We start from the raw sequence: 13,683 nt of genomic DNA on the forward strand, positions 1-13,683 counted from the left end.
ATCATGGATATAACTTATGATATGTTTATTGAGACTGAAGTTCCTAAAGATGAATTAATTATTTCAAGAACAGATTTAAAAGGAATAATAACTTATGCAAATGAGACATTTGCAAAAATTTCAGGATATACACCTGATGAACTTATAGGAAAACCTCATAGTATACTTAGACATCCAGATATGCCCAAAAGGGTTTTTACAGACCTTTGGGAAACTATAAAAAATGGAAAGATTTGGAGAGGATATGTTAAAAACTTAAGGAAAGATAAAGGATATTATTGGGTATATGCAGAAGTAAGCGGAGTATATAAAGATGGAAAACTTGTAGAGTATAAATCAATGAGAAGTTTTGTACCAAAAGAAAAAAGAATTCAAATGCAAAAAATTTATGATGAAATGAGACTTGAAGATAAAGAGAAGATACGTGAAGTTTCTTATATTTCATATGATGTTTATTATAAAATGGTTAGTAAAGCAAAAGAAGAAAATATTGAGCCTACAAAATGGTTAGAAAATCTTATTAAAAACTTATAAAAGGACTTTTTTGTCCTTTTACTCATAAATAGATTTCAACCCCTCTTTGTTTATTATTTTAAAGCCACTTTCACTTTTTTCAATAAGTTTCATAGTTTTTAATTTTTTTAAAATTCTTGAAAGCGTTTCAGGGGCCATATGCAGTTTTTCTGCAATTTGACTTTTTTTGAGTTTTGCAAATTCATGTTCATGTTCATAAATATATTTTGCAACTCTTGAGGTTGAGTTCATTACTACATTATTTGTAATAACATCTTCAAGATATTTTATCTTTTTTGTTAAAGATTTTATAAATATAAAACAAAAATCAGGATTTCTTAAAAAATTTTTCTCAAACTTTTCATAATCAATTAAAACTGCTTGCCCATCAGTTATGAATTCTGCACTTGCAGGATATGGTATTTTTTCAAGATTTACAATTTCAGCAATTAAGGAGTTTGGAAAAAAATTATGAAGTACTATCTTATTACCTTTTTGATCTGTTTTGTAAATTTGAAGAACTCCATCTGTTAGTAAAATCAAAGATTTTGGCTTTTCACCTTCAAAAAAAAGAATACTTCCCTTTTTAAAATCAACTGTTTTAGATATTGAATGAAGCTTTTCAAGTTGATCGCTATTTAAATTTTCAAAGAGATAAAATTTACTTAAAGTTTCCATATGTTCCTCATATATTTTATTATAGAGAGTGATTATATATATTTTTTATTTAAAAACTTATTATCACAAATAGATAATATAATTTTTGTGACTTAAAAGTGACAAAAAAATAAAATTAATTTTAATTTTTATGTAAAAAAGCAATTTAATTAAGTTTTTTGACTAATGTCAAAGAAAAATCTGAAACTAAATAATAAAATTTTTTACAGTAAAGGTTTAATAAAAAATTAAACCTAATTTAAAAAGGAGGAGTCATGGAATATTATATGCCAGATATTCCATATACTGATTTTTTATCAATTTTTGTTTTAGCAGCATTGGTAATATTATTTGGTACTGGATATGCTGGCTTTTTTACTTTAGTTAAATTAAAGTTAGTTAAAAGATATCAAATGATTTTTGCATATATTTCTTGGAGTATTCAAGCAGTATGTATGTATTATTTAGGATATCTTTTAAAGGTTGAGCCTTATACTCAAAAAGTGCTTGTTGGAGCAATGATTGGGTATCTTATTTTTCCACATATTGTCTATTTTATACTTGAACAAGTCCATAATAGATATGAAAAAGAAACAGAAATTAATCAAATCTGATAAGGAGGTAAAATGGAAAATAGACCAACATCTGTCTGGACTAGTAACCGTTTTTGGCGTAGGTCTGCGACGTGGGTAACTGGAGTTGCATCTGTTCTTTTAGTTTTTTTAACATTTGATTCAATGGGTCAAATGCAAATGGGTACTGCCGATGATATTAAAAATAAGGTGGATAAAAGAATACCATCTCCATTGGTAATAAATTATAAAATAGATTACCAATTAAATAAAATAAGAGGACATGAAGTTCCAATTATTGGTGGCATGGATGCAAATGGTAAAAGTAAATATGAAGAAAAAGAGAAATTTTTTGGAAGAGATGATTATAGTGAAGAAGAAGCAAGAGCTTTAATTCATAAAGGAAAATTAACAATTCAAGCTAAAAACTGTATGGATTGTCATACACTTCTTGGTAATGGTGCATATTATGCTCCAGATTTAACAAAAGCATGGTTAGATCCAGCTTGGGGACCTGAAGGTTCAATGCAAGCAATGACAGGAGCTAGTTCAAAAGAAGAGGCTATGGCAACATTTTTACAAAATCCTGATAAATATCCTACTCATGAAAGAATGATGCCAAATTTAGGAATTACAGCTGAAGAAGCAAAAGCTGTTGTTGCTTATTTAAAATTTATGTCAGCAATTGATACAAATGGATTTCCAAGAAACTTTGGTAAGATAAAAGGAGCTGTAGATGCAAGGAAATAGATTGTATGAGGGACAAAAATTAGCTCTAAAATACTTTTTTGTGGCAATAGTTCTTTTTGGTGCCCAGTTACTATTTGGGCTTGTAGCAGCTATTCAATTTTTATATCCAGATTTTCTATTTAATACTTTAGATTTTTCTATTGCAAGAATGTTACACATAAATGCTTTGGTGGTATGGTTACTATATGCAATGATAGGTGCAGTATATTGGCTTTTACCTGATGAAGCAGGTGTAGAAGTTGTTGGAGTAAAACTTGGTAATTTAGCATTTTATGTATTAACTGCAGCAGTTGCTGTTGTAGTACTTGTATATCTTTTCATTCAAGTTGGACCAGGAAATGAGACAACTTTATGGTTGATTACTGAAGGAAGAGAGTATATAGAAGCTCCAAGATGGGCTGATATTGGTATAGTAGTTGTTGTTTTAATATTCCTTTATAATGTATATGCAACAGTAATGAAAGGTAAGCATACTGGTATTTTAGCAGTATTGATGGCTGACTTAATTGCACTTGCAGGTTTATATCTTGCTGGAATGTTTTATACTGATAATATTGCAGTTGATCAATATTGGTGGTGGTGGGTTGTTCACCTATGGGTTGAAGCAACTTGGGAAGTTTATGTTGCAGCAGTTGGTGGTTATATTCTTATAAAAACTCTTAATGCAAATAGGCAAGTTGTTGAAATGTGGCTATGGATAGAAGTAGCTATGATGTTTGGATCAGGTATACTTGGTCTAGGTCACCACTATTTCTGGATTGGTACACCTGAATATTGGTGGGAAATTGGTGCACTTTTCTCAGCACTTGAACCAGTTCCATTAGTTGGTCTATTTGTTCATGTTCTTTATGATTGGGGTAAAGAGAGAGGTAAAGGAAACAATATAAAAAATACTCCAGCATTTGCATGGCTTACAGTTGAGACTTTTGGTAACTTTTTAGGTGCAGGTGTTTGGGGATTTATGCATACATTGCCACAAATAAATCTTTACACACATGGTACACAATGGCCAGCAGCTCATGGTCACTTAGCTTTCTTTGGAGCATATGTTGCTATTATGATAGCAGCTATATATCTTGGAGTTCAAGGAAAAGCTGGACTAAAAGAGATGAGAATGACTAAAGCTGGATGGTGGGCAATTTCTCTAATTACAACTGGTGTTTTATTAATGAGTGTTTCTTTAACTCTTGCAGCATACACTCAAACAATGGTAGAAAGAGGTATGTATGGTGCTACTTGGGAAGGATATTTTATAGCTCAAGCTAATCAATGGTTTGTACAAGGTATGGGATGGAGATTGGCAGCTGGTCTTGCAGTAGTTGTTGGATATGGATTTTTAGTATATGATCTATTAACTGTTGCTAAAAAACAGCCAGCTGAAGTAACTGAGGCAGCAGCCGCAACAGCTTAATTAAGAAAAATTGAATATAAAGTTTAGTAAAATTGATTAATAAAAGGAGGAGTTATGATAGAGCCTTGTCATGATGTGGTATGTAGTTTTTGGTCAATGTTAAATCAAGGACCAATGACGCTAACAATTATACTTCACACATTGATAGTTCTGCCAATGGTTTGGATCTATTTTGATGAAAAGAAAAAGTTGCAAAGAGGTGAATAACCTCTTTGCTTTCATAGAGGGTGAGGGGTAAAACCAATACCTCAAAAGGAGATTAAGATGAAATTAAAGATTGGTCTAAGTGCATTGTTAGCAGTGGGTTTGATTGGTACAGTTTCAACAACTGCTAATGCAGGTGTAAAACTATCAAAAGAGGAGATGAAAAAGGCTACTCAAATATATTTTGATAGATGTGCGGGTTGCCATGGTATGCTTAGAAAGGGTGCATTAGGTCCAAATTTGCTTCCTAAAAAAACAAGAGAGATGGGAACAAAAACTCTTGAATATATTATCTACAATGGTACTCCTGGTGGTATGCCTGACTGGGGTGCGAGTGGTGAGCTTACTAAAGCTGAAACAAAATTAATGGCGAAGTTTATTCAAACTGAACCTGTATCACCTCCAGAAAAATCTTTGGCTGATATGAAAAAAAGCTGGAAAGTTTTTGTACCAGTAGATAAAAGACCTAAAAAGCCAGAAACTAAAAGAAATTGGGAAAACTATTTTGGTGTAGTTTTAAGAGATGTGGGTAAAGTTGCTATTATTGATGGTGATACTAAAGAATTAGTAAGTATAGTTCCATCTGGATTTGCTACTCATATCTTAAGAACAAGTAAATCTGGTAGATATATGTATGCTATTGGTAGAGATGGTAAAGCTACTGTTATTGACCTTTGGATGAAAAAACCTAAAAATGTAGCAGAAATTAGAGTATGTAATGATGCAAGAAGTATAGATACATCTAAAGCAAAAGGTTATGAAGATGAATATGCAGTTGTTGGATGTTACTGGCCACCTTCAATTGTTACATTAAAAGGTGATACTCTTGAGCCATTAAAAATAGTTTCAACAGCAAGTTATACTTATGATACAGAAGAGTTCACAAGAGAAGCAAGGGTTGCTTCAATTGTTGCAAATCACCATAAACCTGAATGGGTTATAAATGTTAAAGAGACAGGTCAAGTATGGCTATATAATTATGCTGATCCAAACAATCCAAGAATTGCTATGCTTGAAGCTGAAAGATATCTGCATGATGGTGGATGGGATTTAACTAAGAGATATTTCTTAGTCGCAGCAAATGCAAGAAACAAAGTTGTAGCAGTTGATACTGAAGAGGGTGAAGTTGCTGCTATTATTCCAAGTGGTGGTACTAAACCACATCCAGGTAGAGGTGCAAATGTTAACCATCCAAAATATGGTCCACTTTGGGCAACTGGACATATTGGATCTAATGATATAAGCTTTATTGGTACTGATCCAACTTACCATCCACAATATGCATGGAGAGTTGTTAAAAAAATATCTTTACCAGGAGTTGGTGGTGGTAACCTATTTATAAAAACTCATCCAGCTTGTAAATATATCATTGCTGATAGACCGGTTAATCCAGATAGAAAACTTCAAACACAACTATATGTTATTGATAAAAAAACTCTTGAAGTTGTAAAAACTATCAAAATTCCAAAAAAATATATAAAAGAAAGAACTGTAAAAGTTAAAGGTAAAAAAGTTAAAGTTAAACCAAGAGGTCCAGTTCATATTGAGTTTAACAAAGAAGGTGATGAATTTTGGGTAAGTGTTTGGGGTAATAAACTTGTTCCATCTGCAATCTTAGTATATGATGCAGAAACACTTAAACTTAAAAAAGCAATTGAAGGTGATTGGGTAAGAACCCCAACTGGTAAATTCAATGTATTCAATACAAAATATGATATCTATTAAGATTTAGACCTGGCATTAAGCCAGGCTAAATCTTTTTTTTATTACTATAATGATGAGTGAGAAGTGGCAAGAGAGCTTGCTATTTCTCACTCCTCAGATGGAGGGGTGATATGAATAAAATCTTAATTTTTCTTTTATTTATTTCTTTATCTTTTTCAAAAGAGTTTGATAGCTTCTATATACACTCTTTAGAATCAAAAAGTAATAATAAAATAGATGGTAAAAATCTTTATTTAAAATATTGTGCACTCTGTCATGGAAAACAAAAAGAGGGTATTTCTGCTCCTCCTTTACTTCCACAATTTTTAAAAAGAAAAAGTGATAAGAAAATATATACAATTATAAAAAATTCTCTCCCTCAGACATTAATGCCCAAATTTGACTTTTTAAATGATAACGAAATAAAAGAGATTATAAAATTTTTAAGAAAGCCTCAAAGAGACATAAAATGGAATGAAGCTAATATAATAAATTCATATAAAAAATATAATAACAATAAAAAAGATTTAAATATAAAGGATATCGATAATGTAACTTTAGTTGTAGAAAGAGGTGCAAATAGAGTATGGATAATGGAAAATGAGAAAATTTTGGATAGATTTGATTTTAGAAATGTTCATGGAGGATTAAAATATACCCTTGATGGGAAAAATTTTTATGTCCCTACAAGAGATGGTTGGATAGGTCATTATTCTTTAGAAAATGGGAGATTAGAAGATAAAGTTAGAGCTTGTATAAACTTAAGAAATGTTAGTCTGAGTCATGATGGAAAATATCTATTTGCAACTTGTTTACTTCCACAAATGGTTGTTGTTTTTGATAGAAAAACATTAAAACCAGTAAAAATTAAAAAAGTTAATGGGAAAATTAGTGCATTATATGAACTTTATAGTAAAGATGAAGCAATTTTTACTTTTAGAGATAAACCTAAACTTTATAAAGTAAATACAAAAACATTAAAATTTAAAGAGTATAAACTTGATAAGCCAATCGAAGATTTTTTTATTGATCCATTTGAAGAGTATATTATTGGGACTACTAGGCATGGAAAAGATTTAAGAGTTTACGATATAAAAACTTTAAAAGAAAAATTTTTCGCATCAATTGAAGGAATGCCTCATCTATTTAGTGCTACATATTGGTATAAAGATGGAAAATTTTATTTTGCGACACCTCATTTAAGAAAACCGTATATCACAATTTGGCAGATGTATGATTGGAAACTAATTAAAAAAATTGATGTAGGAGGAGATGGATTTTTTGTAAAAACACATCCTCAAAGCGATTATCTTTGGGTAGATAATGGCTCAGATAAGCTTGTATTAGTTAATAAAGAAGATTTTTCTATTAAAAAATTGACTCCTCGAAAAGATAAAAGATACATTCATACCGAATTTAGTGGTGATGGGAAATATGCTTACCTTAGTATTTATGAAAATGATGGAGACCTTTTAGTCTGGCAAACAGATACATTTAAAGAGATAAAAGATTACAAAGCAGATGTTCCCGTTGGGAAATATAATTTTATTAATAAAAATAGAGTTTTTTATCCAAGACTATTTGGGCTTAGCATTTTTAAAGAGAAATGTTGGGGATGTCACCATCAGAGTGCTGAAGCTTTTGGACCTCCTTTTAGTAAGATTGCCAAAAAAAGGAATGAAGGCGAAATGATAAGCCAAATAGTTGATCCAAATCATACTTATAAAGAGTTAGGATATAAAAGAAATTCTATGCCAGCTTTTAAATTTAATGAAAAAGAGTTAAAATCTATAGTAGATTATATAAAATCATTTAAAGGTAAATAGTGTTTAGATTATCTAATCTATTAAAATCAACTCTTGAAAATAAAAAACAAAGAGAGTTAAATGGCTCTATATTAATATGGAATTTTACTAATAGATGCAATCTTTCATGTTTGCACTGTTATAGCAAATCTTCATTAGATGAAAAAGATACTTTGACTACACAAGATATCTTAGAAACGATTCCGAAATTAAAAAAAGCTGGGATAAAATTTGTTATTTTTAGTGGAGGTGAGCCATTAACAAGAAAAGATATCTTTGAAATTGCTCAAGCTTTTAAAGATGAAGGTATTATGACATATCTATCAACTAATGGTTTATATATAAATCCAGGAAATGTAAAAAAAATCATTGATACTTTTGGATATATAGGAATTAGTATTGATGGTGACGAAAAAACCCACGATAGATTTAGAGGACTTATTGGATCATATAAAAAATCATTGCAAGCTATAGATTTAATTCATGAAAATGGCGGGAAAGTTGGTATAAGATTTACCATTACAAAAGAGACAAAAGAGTCATTAATGCATATTTTTGATTTAGCAGAAAGTAAAAATATTGATAAAGTATATATTTCTCACCTTGTATATAGTGGAAGAGGACTTGATAATTTAAAAATGGATTTAAATAAGGAAGAAAGAGTAAAAGCAGTTAACTATATTATAGATAAAGCATTTGAATATTATGATAAAAATATCGATATTGATATAGTTACTGGAAATATGGAGATGGATGCAATTTTATTTTTGGATAGATTTTCAAAAAAATATCCAAAAAAAAGTGATGAACTTAAAAATAGATTATTAAAATGGGGCGGAAATAGTGCTGGGAAAAATTTGTTAAATATTAATAGTGAAGGTGATGTAAAACCTGATCCATTTTTTCCAGTTACAATAGGAAATATATTAAAAAAAGATTTTGAGAAAATTTGGCTTGATAAAAACAACGAGCTTTTAAATAAACTAAGAGAGCATCCAAGAAAAATTAAAGGAAAATGTGAAAATTGTGAATGGATTGAAATATGTAATGGAGGTAGTCGCCCAAGAGCATGGGCTATATATGGAGATCTTTGGCAAGAAGATCCAAGTTGTTATATCAAATAGTTATTAAAGGTGAGTTAGGTGAGTAAGATGAGTGAGAAAGTGGTTATTAGTTATTGATAAAAAATAGTATTCCAATATACTAATACACCAATAACTAATAACCTATGTCTAATATCAAAGGATGAAAATGAAAAAAATAGTTTTATTAGCTTTTATAATTGTTTCTCTGTTTGCTACTGAAAAAGTTTTTGTTGTAGAGAGAGAAAATAGTGCTTTAGCTGTAATCCAGGATCATAAACTAATAAATGAGATAAAAAATATGCATAACTTCAACCATGCAGTGGTTAAGTTTATTGAAAATGATGGATATGTTATTACAAGAGATGGCTATTTGATCAAATTTGATCCAATAAAAGAAAAAAAGATAAAAGAGGTTAAAGCAAGTGAGAGTGCTATAGGTTTTACGCTTACTAAAGATTATGTTGCAGTAGCTAATTATGCTAATAAAAATGTTCAAATATTTGATAGAGATTTAAATCTTTTACAAACTATAGATACTAATTCAAAAAATGTTGGTATAAAAGTTTACAAAAACTATCTAGTTTTTGCCTGTATGGATAGTGATGAGTTATGGGTTATGGAAAATGTTGGTAAAAATACTCCAAAATTTAAATTGAAAAAAGTTATTAAAAATGCTGGAGAGGTTCCATTTGATGCAATGATAAATAAAAACCTTTATGTTGTTGGTTTTTTTAATTCACCTTTTGTTGGCGTTTTAAATCTTGATACTTTTGAATATAAACAGGTTCCATTAAAACTTGAACATAAAAATATCGTTTTAAAGGTTCCTCATTTTGGATTTTGGTCTATAATGAAAGATAAATTTTTTATACCTGCTGTTGGTGATAATAAAGTTTTTGTTTTTGATAAAGATTTTAATTATATAAAAGCTATTGAAGTTGAAGGCAATCCAGTATTTACATCTCTTAGCCCAAAAAGAAAATATTTAGCTGTTACTTTTAGTGGAAAAAAGTTTCCAATTGTTCAAATAATAGATACTAATACTTTAAAAATAATAAAAAGATTTGATTTTGGCGGAATGGTCTTGCATGTTAGATGGAGTAATGAAGAACCACTATTATATATATCAAATAACCAAAAAAGTGAAGTTTTAGGAATTGATACAAATACCTGGAAAGAAGTATTTAAAATAAGTGTTCCAAAACCATCTGGTATTTTTATATTTAGAAAATAGAATTGATTAAAATCATTTAAATATTTTTTTTAGTTTAATATAATTTTTTAAATATTTTAAAGGAAAAATTTATGGGAAAAGTATATCTAACAGGTGCAGGGCCTGGAGATATAGAACTTTTAACTTTAAAAGCTGCAAAAGTTATAAAACAAGCAGATATTATTATATATGATAGGCTTGCCAATCCAGAAATTTTAAAAATGGCAAAAAATGGATGTGAGTTTATTTATGTTGGAAAAGAGGATGGAAAACATATACTTCCACAAGATGAAATCAATGAAGTTATCTATAAAAGTGCATTAAAAGCTGATGTTGTAGTAAGATTAAAAGGAGGAGACCCTTTTGTATTTGGAAGAGGAGGAGAAGAGGGCAAATATTTACATGAAAGAGGTATAAAGTTTGAAGTAATACCAGGAATAACTTCAGCAATAAGTGTTCCAGCATATGCTGGAATTCCAGTTACTCATAGAGGAATCAGTGTTAGCTTTAGAGTAGTTACTGGTCATGAGGCTCCAAATAAAGAGACAAGTCAAATTCCTTGGGAGAATTTTAAAACAGATGATACTATAGTATTTTTAATGGGTTTACACAATTTAAATAATATTGCTCAAAAACTTATTGAAATTGGAAAACCAAAAGATTTTCCTGTTGCTGTTATTTCAAAAGGAACAACACCTGAACAAAAGACTGTAGTTGGAACTTTAGAAAATATATATGAAAAAGCTAAAAATCTTCCCACTCCTGCATTAATTGTAGTTGGAAAAGTAGTTAATCTTCGAGAAGACCTATCTTGGTTTGAAAAAAATTAATAAAATTAATTTTAATTTATAAGATAGTATTCTTAACTATTAAATTTTTATATTATAAGTATGATTGTATTTATTCGATAAAATAGGAAATTTTTAATATTTAAGTTGTATATAAAAAATGTCACTATCTTGTCACTTAATTTAAGAAAAGAAATTTTAATTTATAAAAAACTCTCTAAATATTAAAAATATTTTATTTAAATCTTAAAAAATTAAGCTATAAATAAGAGTATCTAATCTATAATTTAATTAACACTTATTTAACATAAGAAAGGAGGCAATATGGAAGTTAGTCATATGTTTAAGAAGCTGCTCAGTACTGCTGCGGCTCTTTGTATGGTTTCAAGTTTTGCTACTGCACAAAGCGAACTTGAAAAAATAATGAAAGAAAGAGGGTTAACCCAAGATGACATTTTAGCAGCTGCTAAGACCTATACACCATCTGGTGGTAGAGATAAATATATAGTATTTAGTTCAGGTGGTCAGTCAGGCCAAATAATGGTTTATGGCGTACCATCAATGAGAATTTTGAAATTTATTGGTGTATTTACTCCAGAGCCTTGGCAAGGCTGGGGATATGACGATGATACCAAAAAAGTTCTAAAAGAAGGTCATTGGTTTGGAAAGCCTATAACTTGGGGAGATACGCACCATCCAGCAATTTCTGAAACAAATGGTGTATATGATGGAAAATGGCTTGTAATTAACGACAAAGCTAACCCAAGAATTGCGGTAATTGATTTAAAAGATTTTGTTACCAAACAAATTGTTGTAAACCCTGTATTTAAATCTGATCATGGTGGTGCTTTTTTTACACCGAATAGTGAATATATTCTTGAAGCTTGCCAATATGGGGCTCCGTATGATCTTGAATACCATCCTATGGAAGAGTATGCTGATGTTTATAGAGGCGGAGTGACATGTTGGAAATTTGATCATAAAAATGGAAAAATTTTACCTGATCAATCTTTTACAATTGAGATGCCACCATATATGCAAGATTTAAGTGATGCAGGTAAAGAGATGAGTTATGGATGGGGATTTACAAACTCATTTAACTCAGAAATGTATACAGGCGGTATTGAAAAAGGTTTACCTCCATTTGAAGCTGGTATGAGTAGAAATGATACAGACTATCTTCATGTATATAACTGGAGAAAACTTGCTGAACTTGCAAAAGATCCTAAAAATGTAAAAGTTATAAACGGAATGAAGGTTGTTCCTATTGAAGTTGCAGTTAAAAATGATTGCCTATTTTTAATTCCTGAGCCAAAATCACCGCATGGTGTTGATGTTAGTCCTGATGGTAGATATATAGTTGTGTGTGGTAAGCTTGATACACATGCTACTGTATATGATTTCAAAAAGATCATGAAAGCTATTAAAAATCATGATTTTGTTGGAAAAGACCCATATGGTATTCCAATTATTGATATGAAAAAAGCAATGCATTGTCAAGCTGAACTTGGTCTTGGGCCACTTCATAACCAATATGGTCCTAAATGGAAAACTGAAGGCGAAATCTATACATCACTATATGTTGATAGCCAAGTTGTAAAATGGAGCTATTTAACTTGTGAAGTAAAAGATAGAGTAAATGTAAACTATAACATTGGTCACCTATGTGGAATGGAAGGTAAAACTAGAGACCCACAAGGAGAATATATAATTGCACTTAATAAACTTGCAATTGATAGATTTAATCCAATTGGACCTCTTCATCCACAAAACCACCAATTAATTGATATTAGTGGTAAAAAAATGAAACTTCTTTATGATATGCCAGTACCTTTAGGAGAACCTCACCAAGCTGTAGCTATTAGAGCAAGCAAACTTCATCCAGAAGTTAGATATCCTATGGGTACAAATCCATTTACAGGCAAAATTCATAGAGGTAAAACTCTAGCTGGACAAGAGAAAATTGTTAGAAAAGGAAATCATGTATATGTTTATGGTACTCTTGTTAGAAGTCATATAAACCCTGAACATGTAACAGTAAATAAAGGAGATATTGTAACATTCTATCTAACAAACCTTGAAAGAGCAGAAGATGAAACACATGGATTTACTGTTGACTGGTACAATGTTCATGCATCATTAGAGCCAGGAAAAACTGTTGCAGTTACTTTTAAAGCGGATCGTGAAGGTGTATTCCCATACTATTGTACAGAGTTCTGTTCTGCACTTCACTTAGAGATGATGGGATATTTGCTTGTAAAAGATCCAAATAAAAAATATAAATCTGTAAGAAAAATCAAACTCAAAAAAATGAGCAAAGAACAGTTAATGAAAGAGTACAAAAAAACAGTTGCTCTTAATGAGGCTACCAAAAAAGTTATTCAAAGTGTAGTTAAATTCTTAAAAGAAAATCACTATGAAAAATATCCTGTTGTAAAACAGCTTGTAGATGATGCAATGGATCAGTTCAACAAAGTTCCTGCTGAAGAGAAAAAAGCTGAAGAAGCACTTAAAAAAGGTGATATTGATACAGCTATTAACTTCCAATATCAAGCATGGCAATATCTTGTAAAAACTGCTGATGTTGGTATCAGAGCAAAAGATTTACTTGTTAAAAAACTTGCAACACCAATGAGTGAAGCTGCTAAGAGAGGTGAAGCTGCATTTGCTGAAGGTGGATGTAATGGTTGTCACGTTATTGGTAAAGTTAGCTCTGGACCAGACTTAGTTGGTGTTCTAAAAAGACATGAGAACGGTGAAAAATGGGTAGCTGAATTTATCAAAAACCCATCAAGCAAATATAATGATCCATATGTAAAAGCTATGATTGATTACTTCAATCTAAGAATGCCAAATCAACATATGAGTGATCAAGAGATAAAAGATATCATCGAATACCTAAAATGGGTAGATGAAAACGCTCATCTCTTCTAATTAATATAAAAGAGGGATCTTCCCCTCTTTTATAATCAATCATAATT

The 13,683-nt window shown here is 30.3% G+C and carries 12 protein-coding genes; 11 read left to right on the plus strand and 1 reads right to left on the minus strand.

Going from position 1 to position 13,683, the window contains the following annotated elements:
* The first annotated feature begins 3 nt into the window (after nucleotides 1–3).
* A complete protein-coding gene (locus QML81_RS07140; RefSeq protein ID WP_281950736.1) occupies nucleotides 4–534 on the plus strand; it encodes a PAS domain-containing protein in 531 nt (176 codons plus the stop codon).
* Nucleotides 535–552: 18 nt separating this feature from the next.
* Here QML81_RS07140 and QML81_RS07145 read toward each other — a convergent pair whose 3' ends face one another.
* Nucleotides 553–1,191, minus strand: coding sequence for a Crp/Fnr family transcriptional regulator (locus QML81_RS07145; protein ID WP_281950737.1), 639 nt, complete (start codon nucleotides 1,189–1,191; stop codon nucleotides 553–555).
* A gap of 254 nt (nucleotides 1,192–1,445) precedes the next feature.
* Between QML81_RS07145 and QML81_RS07150 the strand changes: the two genes are divergently transcribed.
* From QML81_RS07150 to nosZ, 10 genes are all read left to right on the plus strand, one after another.
* Nucleotides 1,446–1,784 carry a hypothetical protein gene (locus QML81_RS07150; RefSeq protein ID WP_281950738.1) on the plus strand — a complete coding sequence of 113 codons (339 nt, stop codon included), beginning with the start codon at nucleotides 1,446–1,448 and terminating at the stop codon, nucleotides 1,782–1,784.
* 12 nt (nucleotides 1,785–1,796) lie between these two features.
* Entirely contained in the window at nucleotides 1,797–2,492 is a 696-nt protein-coding gene (locus QML81_RS07155; RefSeq protein WP_281950739.1) for a c-type cytochrome, read from the plus strand.
* Nucleotides 2,479–3,903, plus strand: coding sequence for a cbb3-type cytochrome c oxidase subunit I (locus QML81_RS07160; RefSeq protein WP_281950740.1), 1,425 nt, complete (start codon nucleotides 2,479–2,481; stop codon nucleotides 3,901–3,903). Before QML81_RS07155 ends, QML81_RS07160 begins: the two co-directional genes overlap by 14 nt.
* A gap of 54 nt (nucleotides 3,904–3,957) precedes the next feature.
* Nucleotides 3,958–4,110 carry a hypothetical protein gene (locus QML81_RS07165; protein WP_281950741.1) on the plus strand — a complete coding sequence of 51 codons (153 nt, stop codon included), beginning with the start codon at nucleotides 3,958–3,960 and terminating at the stop codon, nucleotides 4,108–4,110.
* A 57-nt stretch (nucleotides 4,111–4,167) separates the two neighbouring features.
* On the plus strand, nucleotides 4,168–5,832 hold the full coding sequence (locus QML81_RS07170; protein ID WP_281950742.1) for a cytochrome D1 domain-containing protein: 1,665 nt from the start codon (nucleotides 4,168–4,170) through the stop codon (nucleotides 5,830–5,832).
* A 110-nt stretch (nucleotides 5,833–5,942) separates the two neighbouring features.
* The gene (locus tag QML81_RS07175; RefSeq protein ID WP_281950743.1) at nucleotides 5,943–7,637 is read left to right on the plus strand and encodes a cytochrome D1 domain-containing protein; all 1,695 of its coding nucleotides are present in this window, start codon (nucleotides 5,943–5,945) and stop codon (nucleotides 7,635–7,637) included.
* Nucleotides 7,637–8,740, plus strand: a complete 1,104-nt coding sequence (locus tag QML81_RS07180; RefSeq protein WP_281950744.1) for a radical SAM/SPASM domain-containing protein — start codon at nucleotides 7,637–7,639, stop codon at nucleotides 8,738–8,740. The genes QML81_RS07175 and QML81_RS07180 overlap by 1 nt, the downstream gene beginning before the upstream one ends.
* Before the next feature lie 127 nt (nucleotides 8,741–8,867).
* A complete protein-coding gene (locus QML81_RS07185) occupies nucleotides 8,868–9,935 on the plus strand; it encodes a cytochrome D1 domain-containing protein (RefSeq protein ID WP_281950745.1) in 1,068 nt (355 codons plus the stop codon).
* Between the two features lie 71 nt (nucleotides 9,936–10,006).
* A complete protein-coding gene (cobA, locus tag QML81_RS07190) occupies nucleotides 10,007–10,744 on the plus strand; it encodes a uroporphyrinogen-III C-methyltransferase (protein WP_281950746.1) in 738 nt (245 codons plus the stop codon).
* A 282-nt stretch (nucleotides 10,745–11,026) separates the two neighbouring features.
* On the plus strand, nucleotides 11,027–13,636 hold the full coding sequence (gene nosZ, locus QML81_RS07195; protein ID WP_281950747.1) for a Sec-dependent nitrous-oxide reductase: 2,610 nt from the start codon (nucleotides 11,027–11,029) through the stop codon (nucleotides 13,634–13,636).
* Nucleotides 13,637–13,683 lie beyond the last annotated feature (47 nt).

Origin of the sequence: Nitrosophilus kaiyonis (assembly GCF_027943725.1) — a bacterium.
GTDB classification, from domain to species: Bacteria; Campylobacterota; Campylobacteria; order Campylobacterales; family Nitratiruptoraceae; genus Nitrosophilus_A; species Nitrosophilus_A kaiyonis.

What these genes read in the sequence shown, in the direction of transcription:
- QML81_RS07140 (WP_281950736.1), top strand. Translation starts at nt 4, where the DNA reads ATGGATATAACTTATGATATGTTTATTGAGACTGAAGTTCCTAAAGAT.
- QML81_RS07145 (WP_281950737.1), bottom strand. Translation starts at nt 1,191, where the DNA reads ATGGAAACTTTAAGTAAATTTTATCTCTTTGAAAATTTAAATAGCGAT.
- QML81_RS07150 (WP_281950738.1), top strand. Translation starts at nt 1,446, where the DNA reads ATGGAATATTATATGCCAGATATTCCATATACTGATTTTTTATCAATT.
- QML81_RS07155 (WP_281950739.1), top strand. Translation starts at nt 1,797, where the DNA reads ATGGAAAATAGACCAACATCTGTCTGGACTAGTAACCGTTTTTGGCGT.
- QML81_RS07160 (WP_281950740.1), top strand. Translation starts at nt 2,479, where the DNA reads ATGCAAGGAAATAGATTGTATGAGGGACAAAAATTAGCTCTAAAATAC.
- QML81_RS07165 (WP_281950741.1), top strand. Translation starts at nt 3,958, where the DNA reads ATGATAGAGCCTTGTCATGATGTGGTATGTAGTTTTTGGTCAATGTTA.
- QML81_RS07170 (WP_281950742.1), top strand. Translation starts at nt 4,168, where the DNA reads ATGAAATTAAAGATTGGTCTAAGTGCATTGTTAGCAGTGGGTTTGATT.
- QML81_RS07175 (WP_281950743.1), top strand. Translation starts at nt 5,943, where the DNA reads ATGAATAAAATCTTAATTTTTCTTTTATTTATTTCTTTATCTTTTTCA.
- QML81_RS07185 (WP_281950745.1), top strand. Translation starts at nt 8,868, where the DNA reads ATGAAAAAAATAGTTTTATTAGCTTTTATAATTGTTTCTCTGTTTGCT.
- cobA (WP_281950746.1), top strand. Translation starts at nt 10,007, where the DNA reads ATGGGAAAAGTATATCTAACAGGTGCAGGGCCTGGAGATATAGAACTT.
- nosZ (WP_281950747.1), top strand. Translation starts at nt 11,027, where the DNA reads ATGGAAGTTAGTCATATGTTTAAGAAGCTGCTCAGTACTGCTGCGGCT.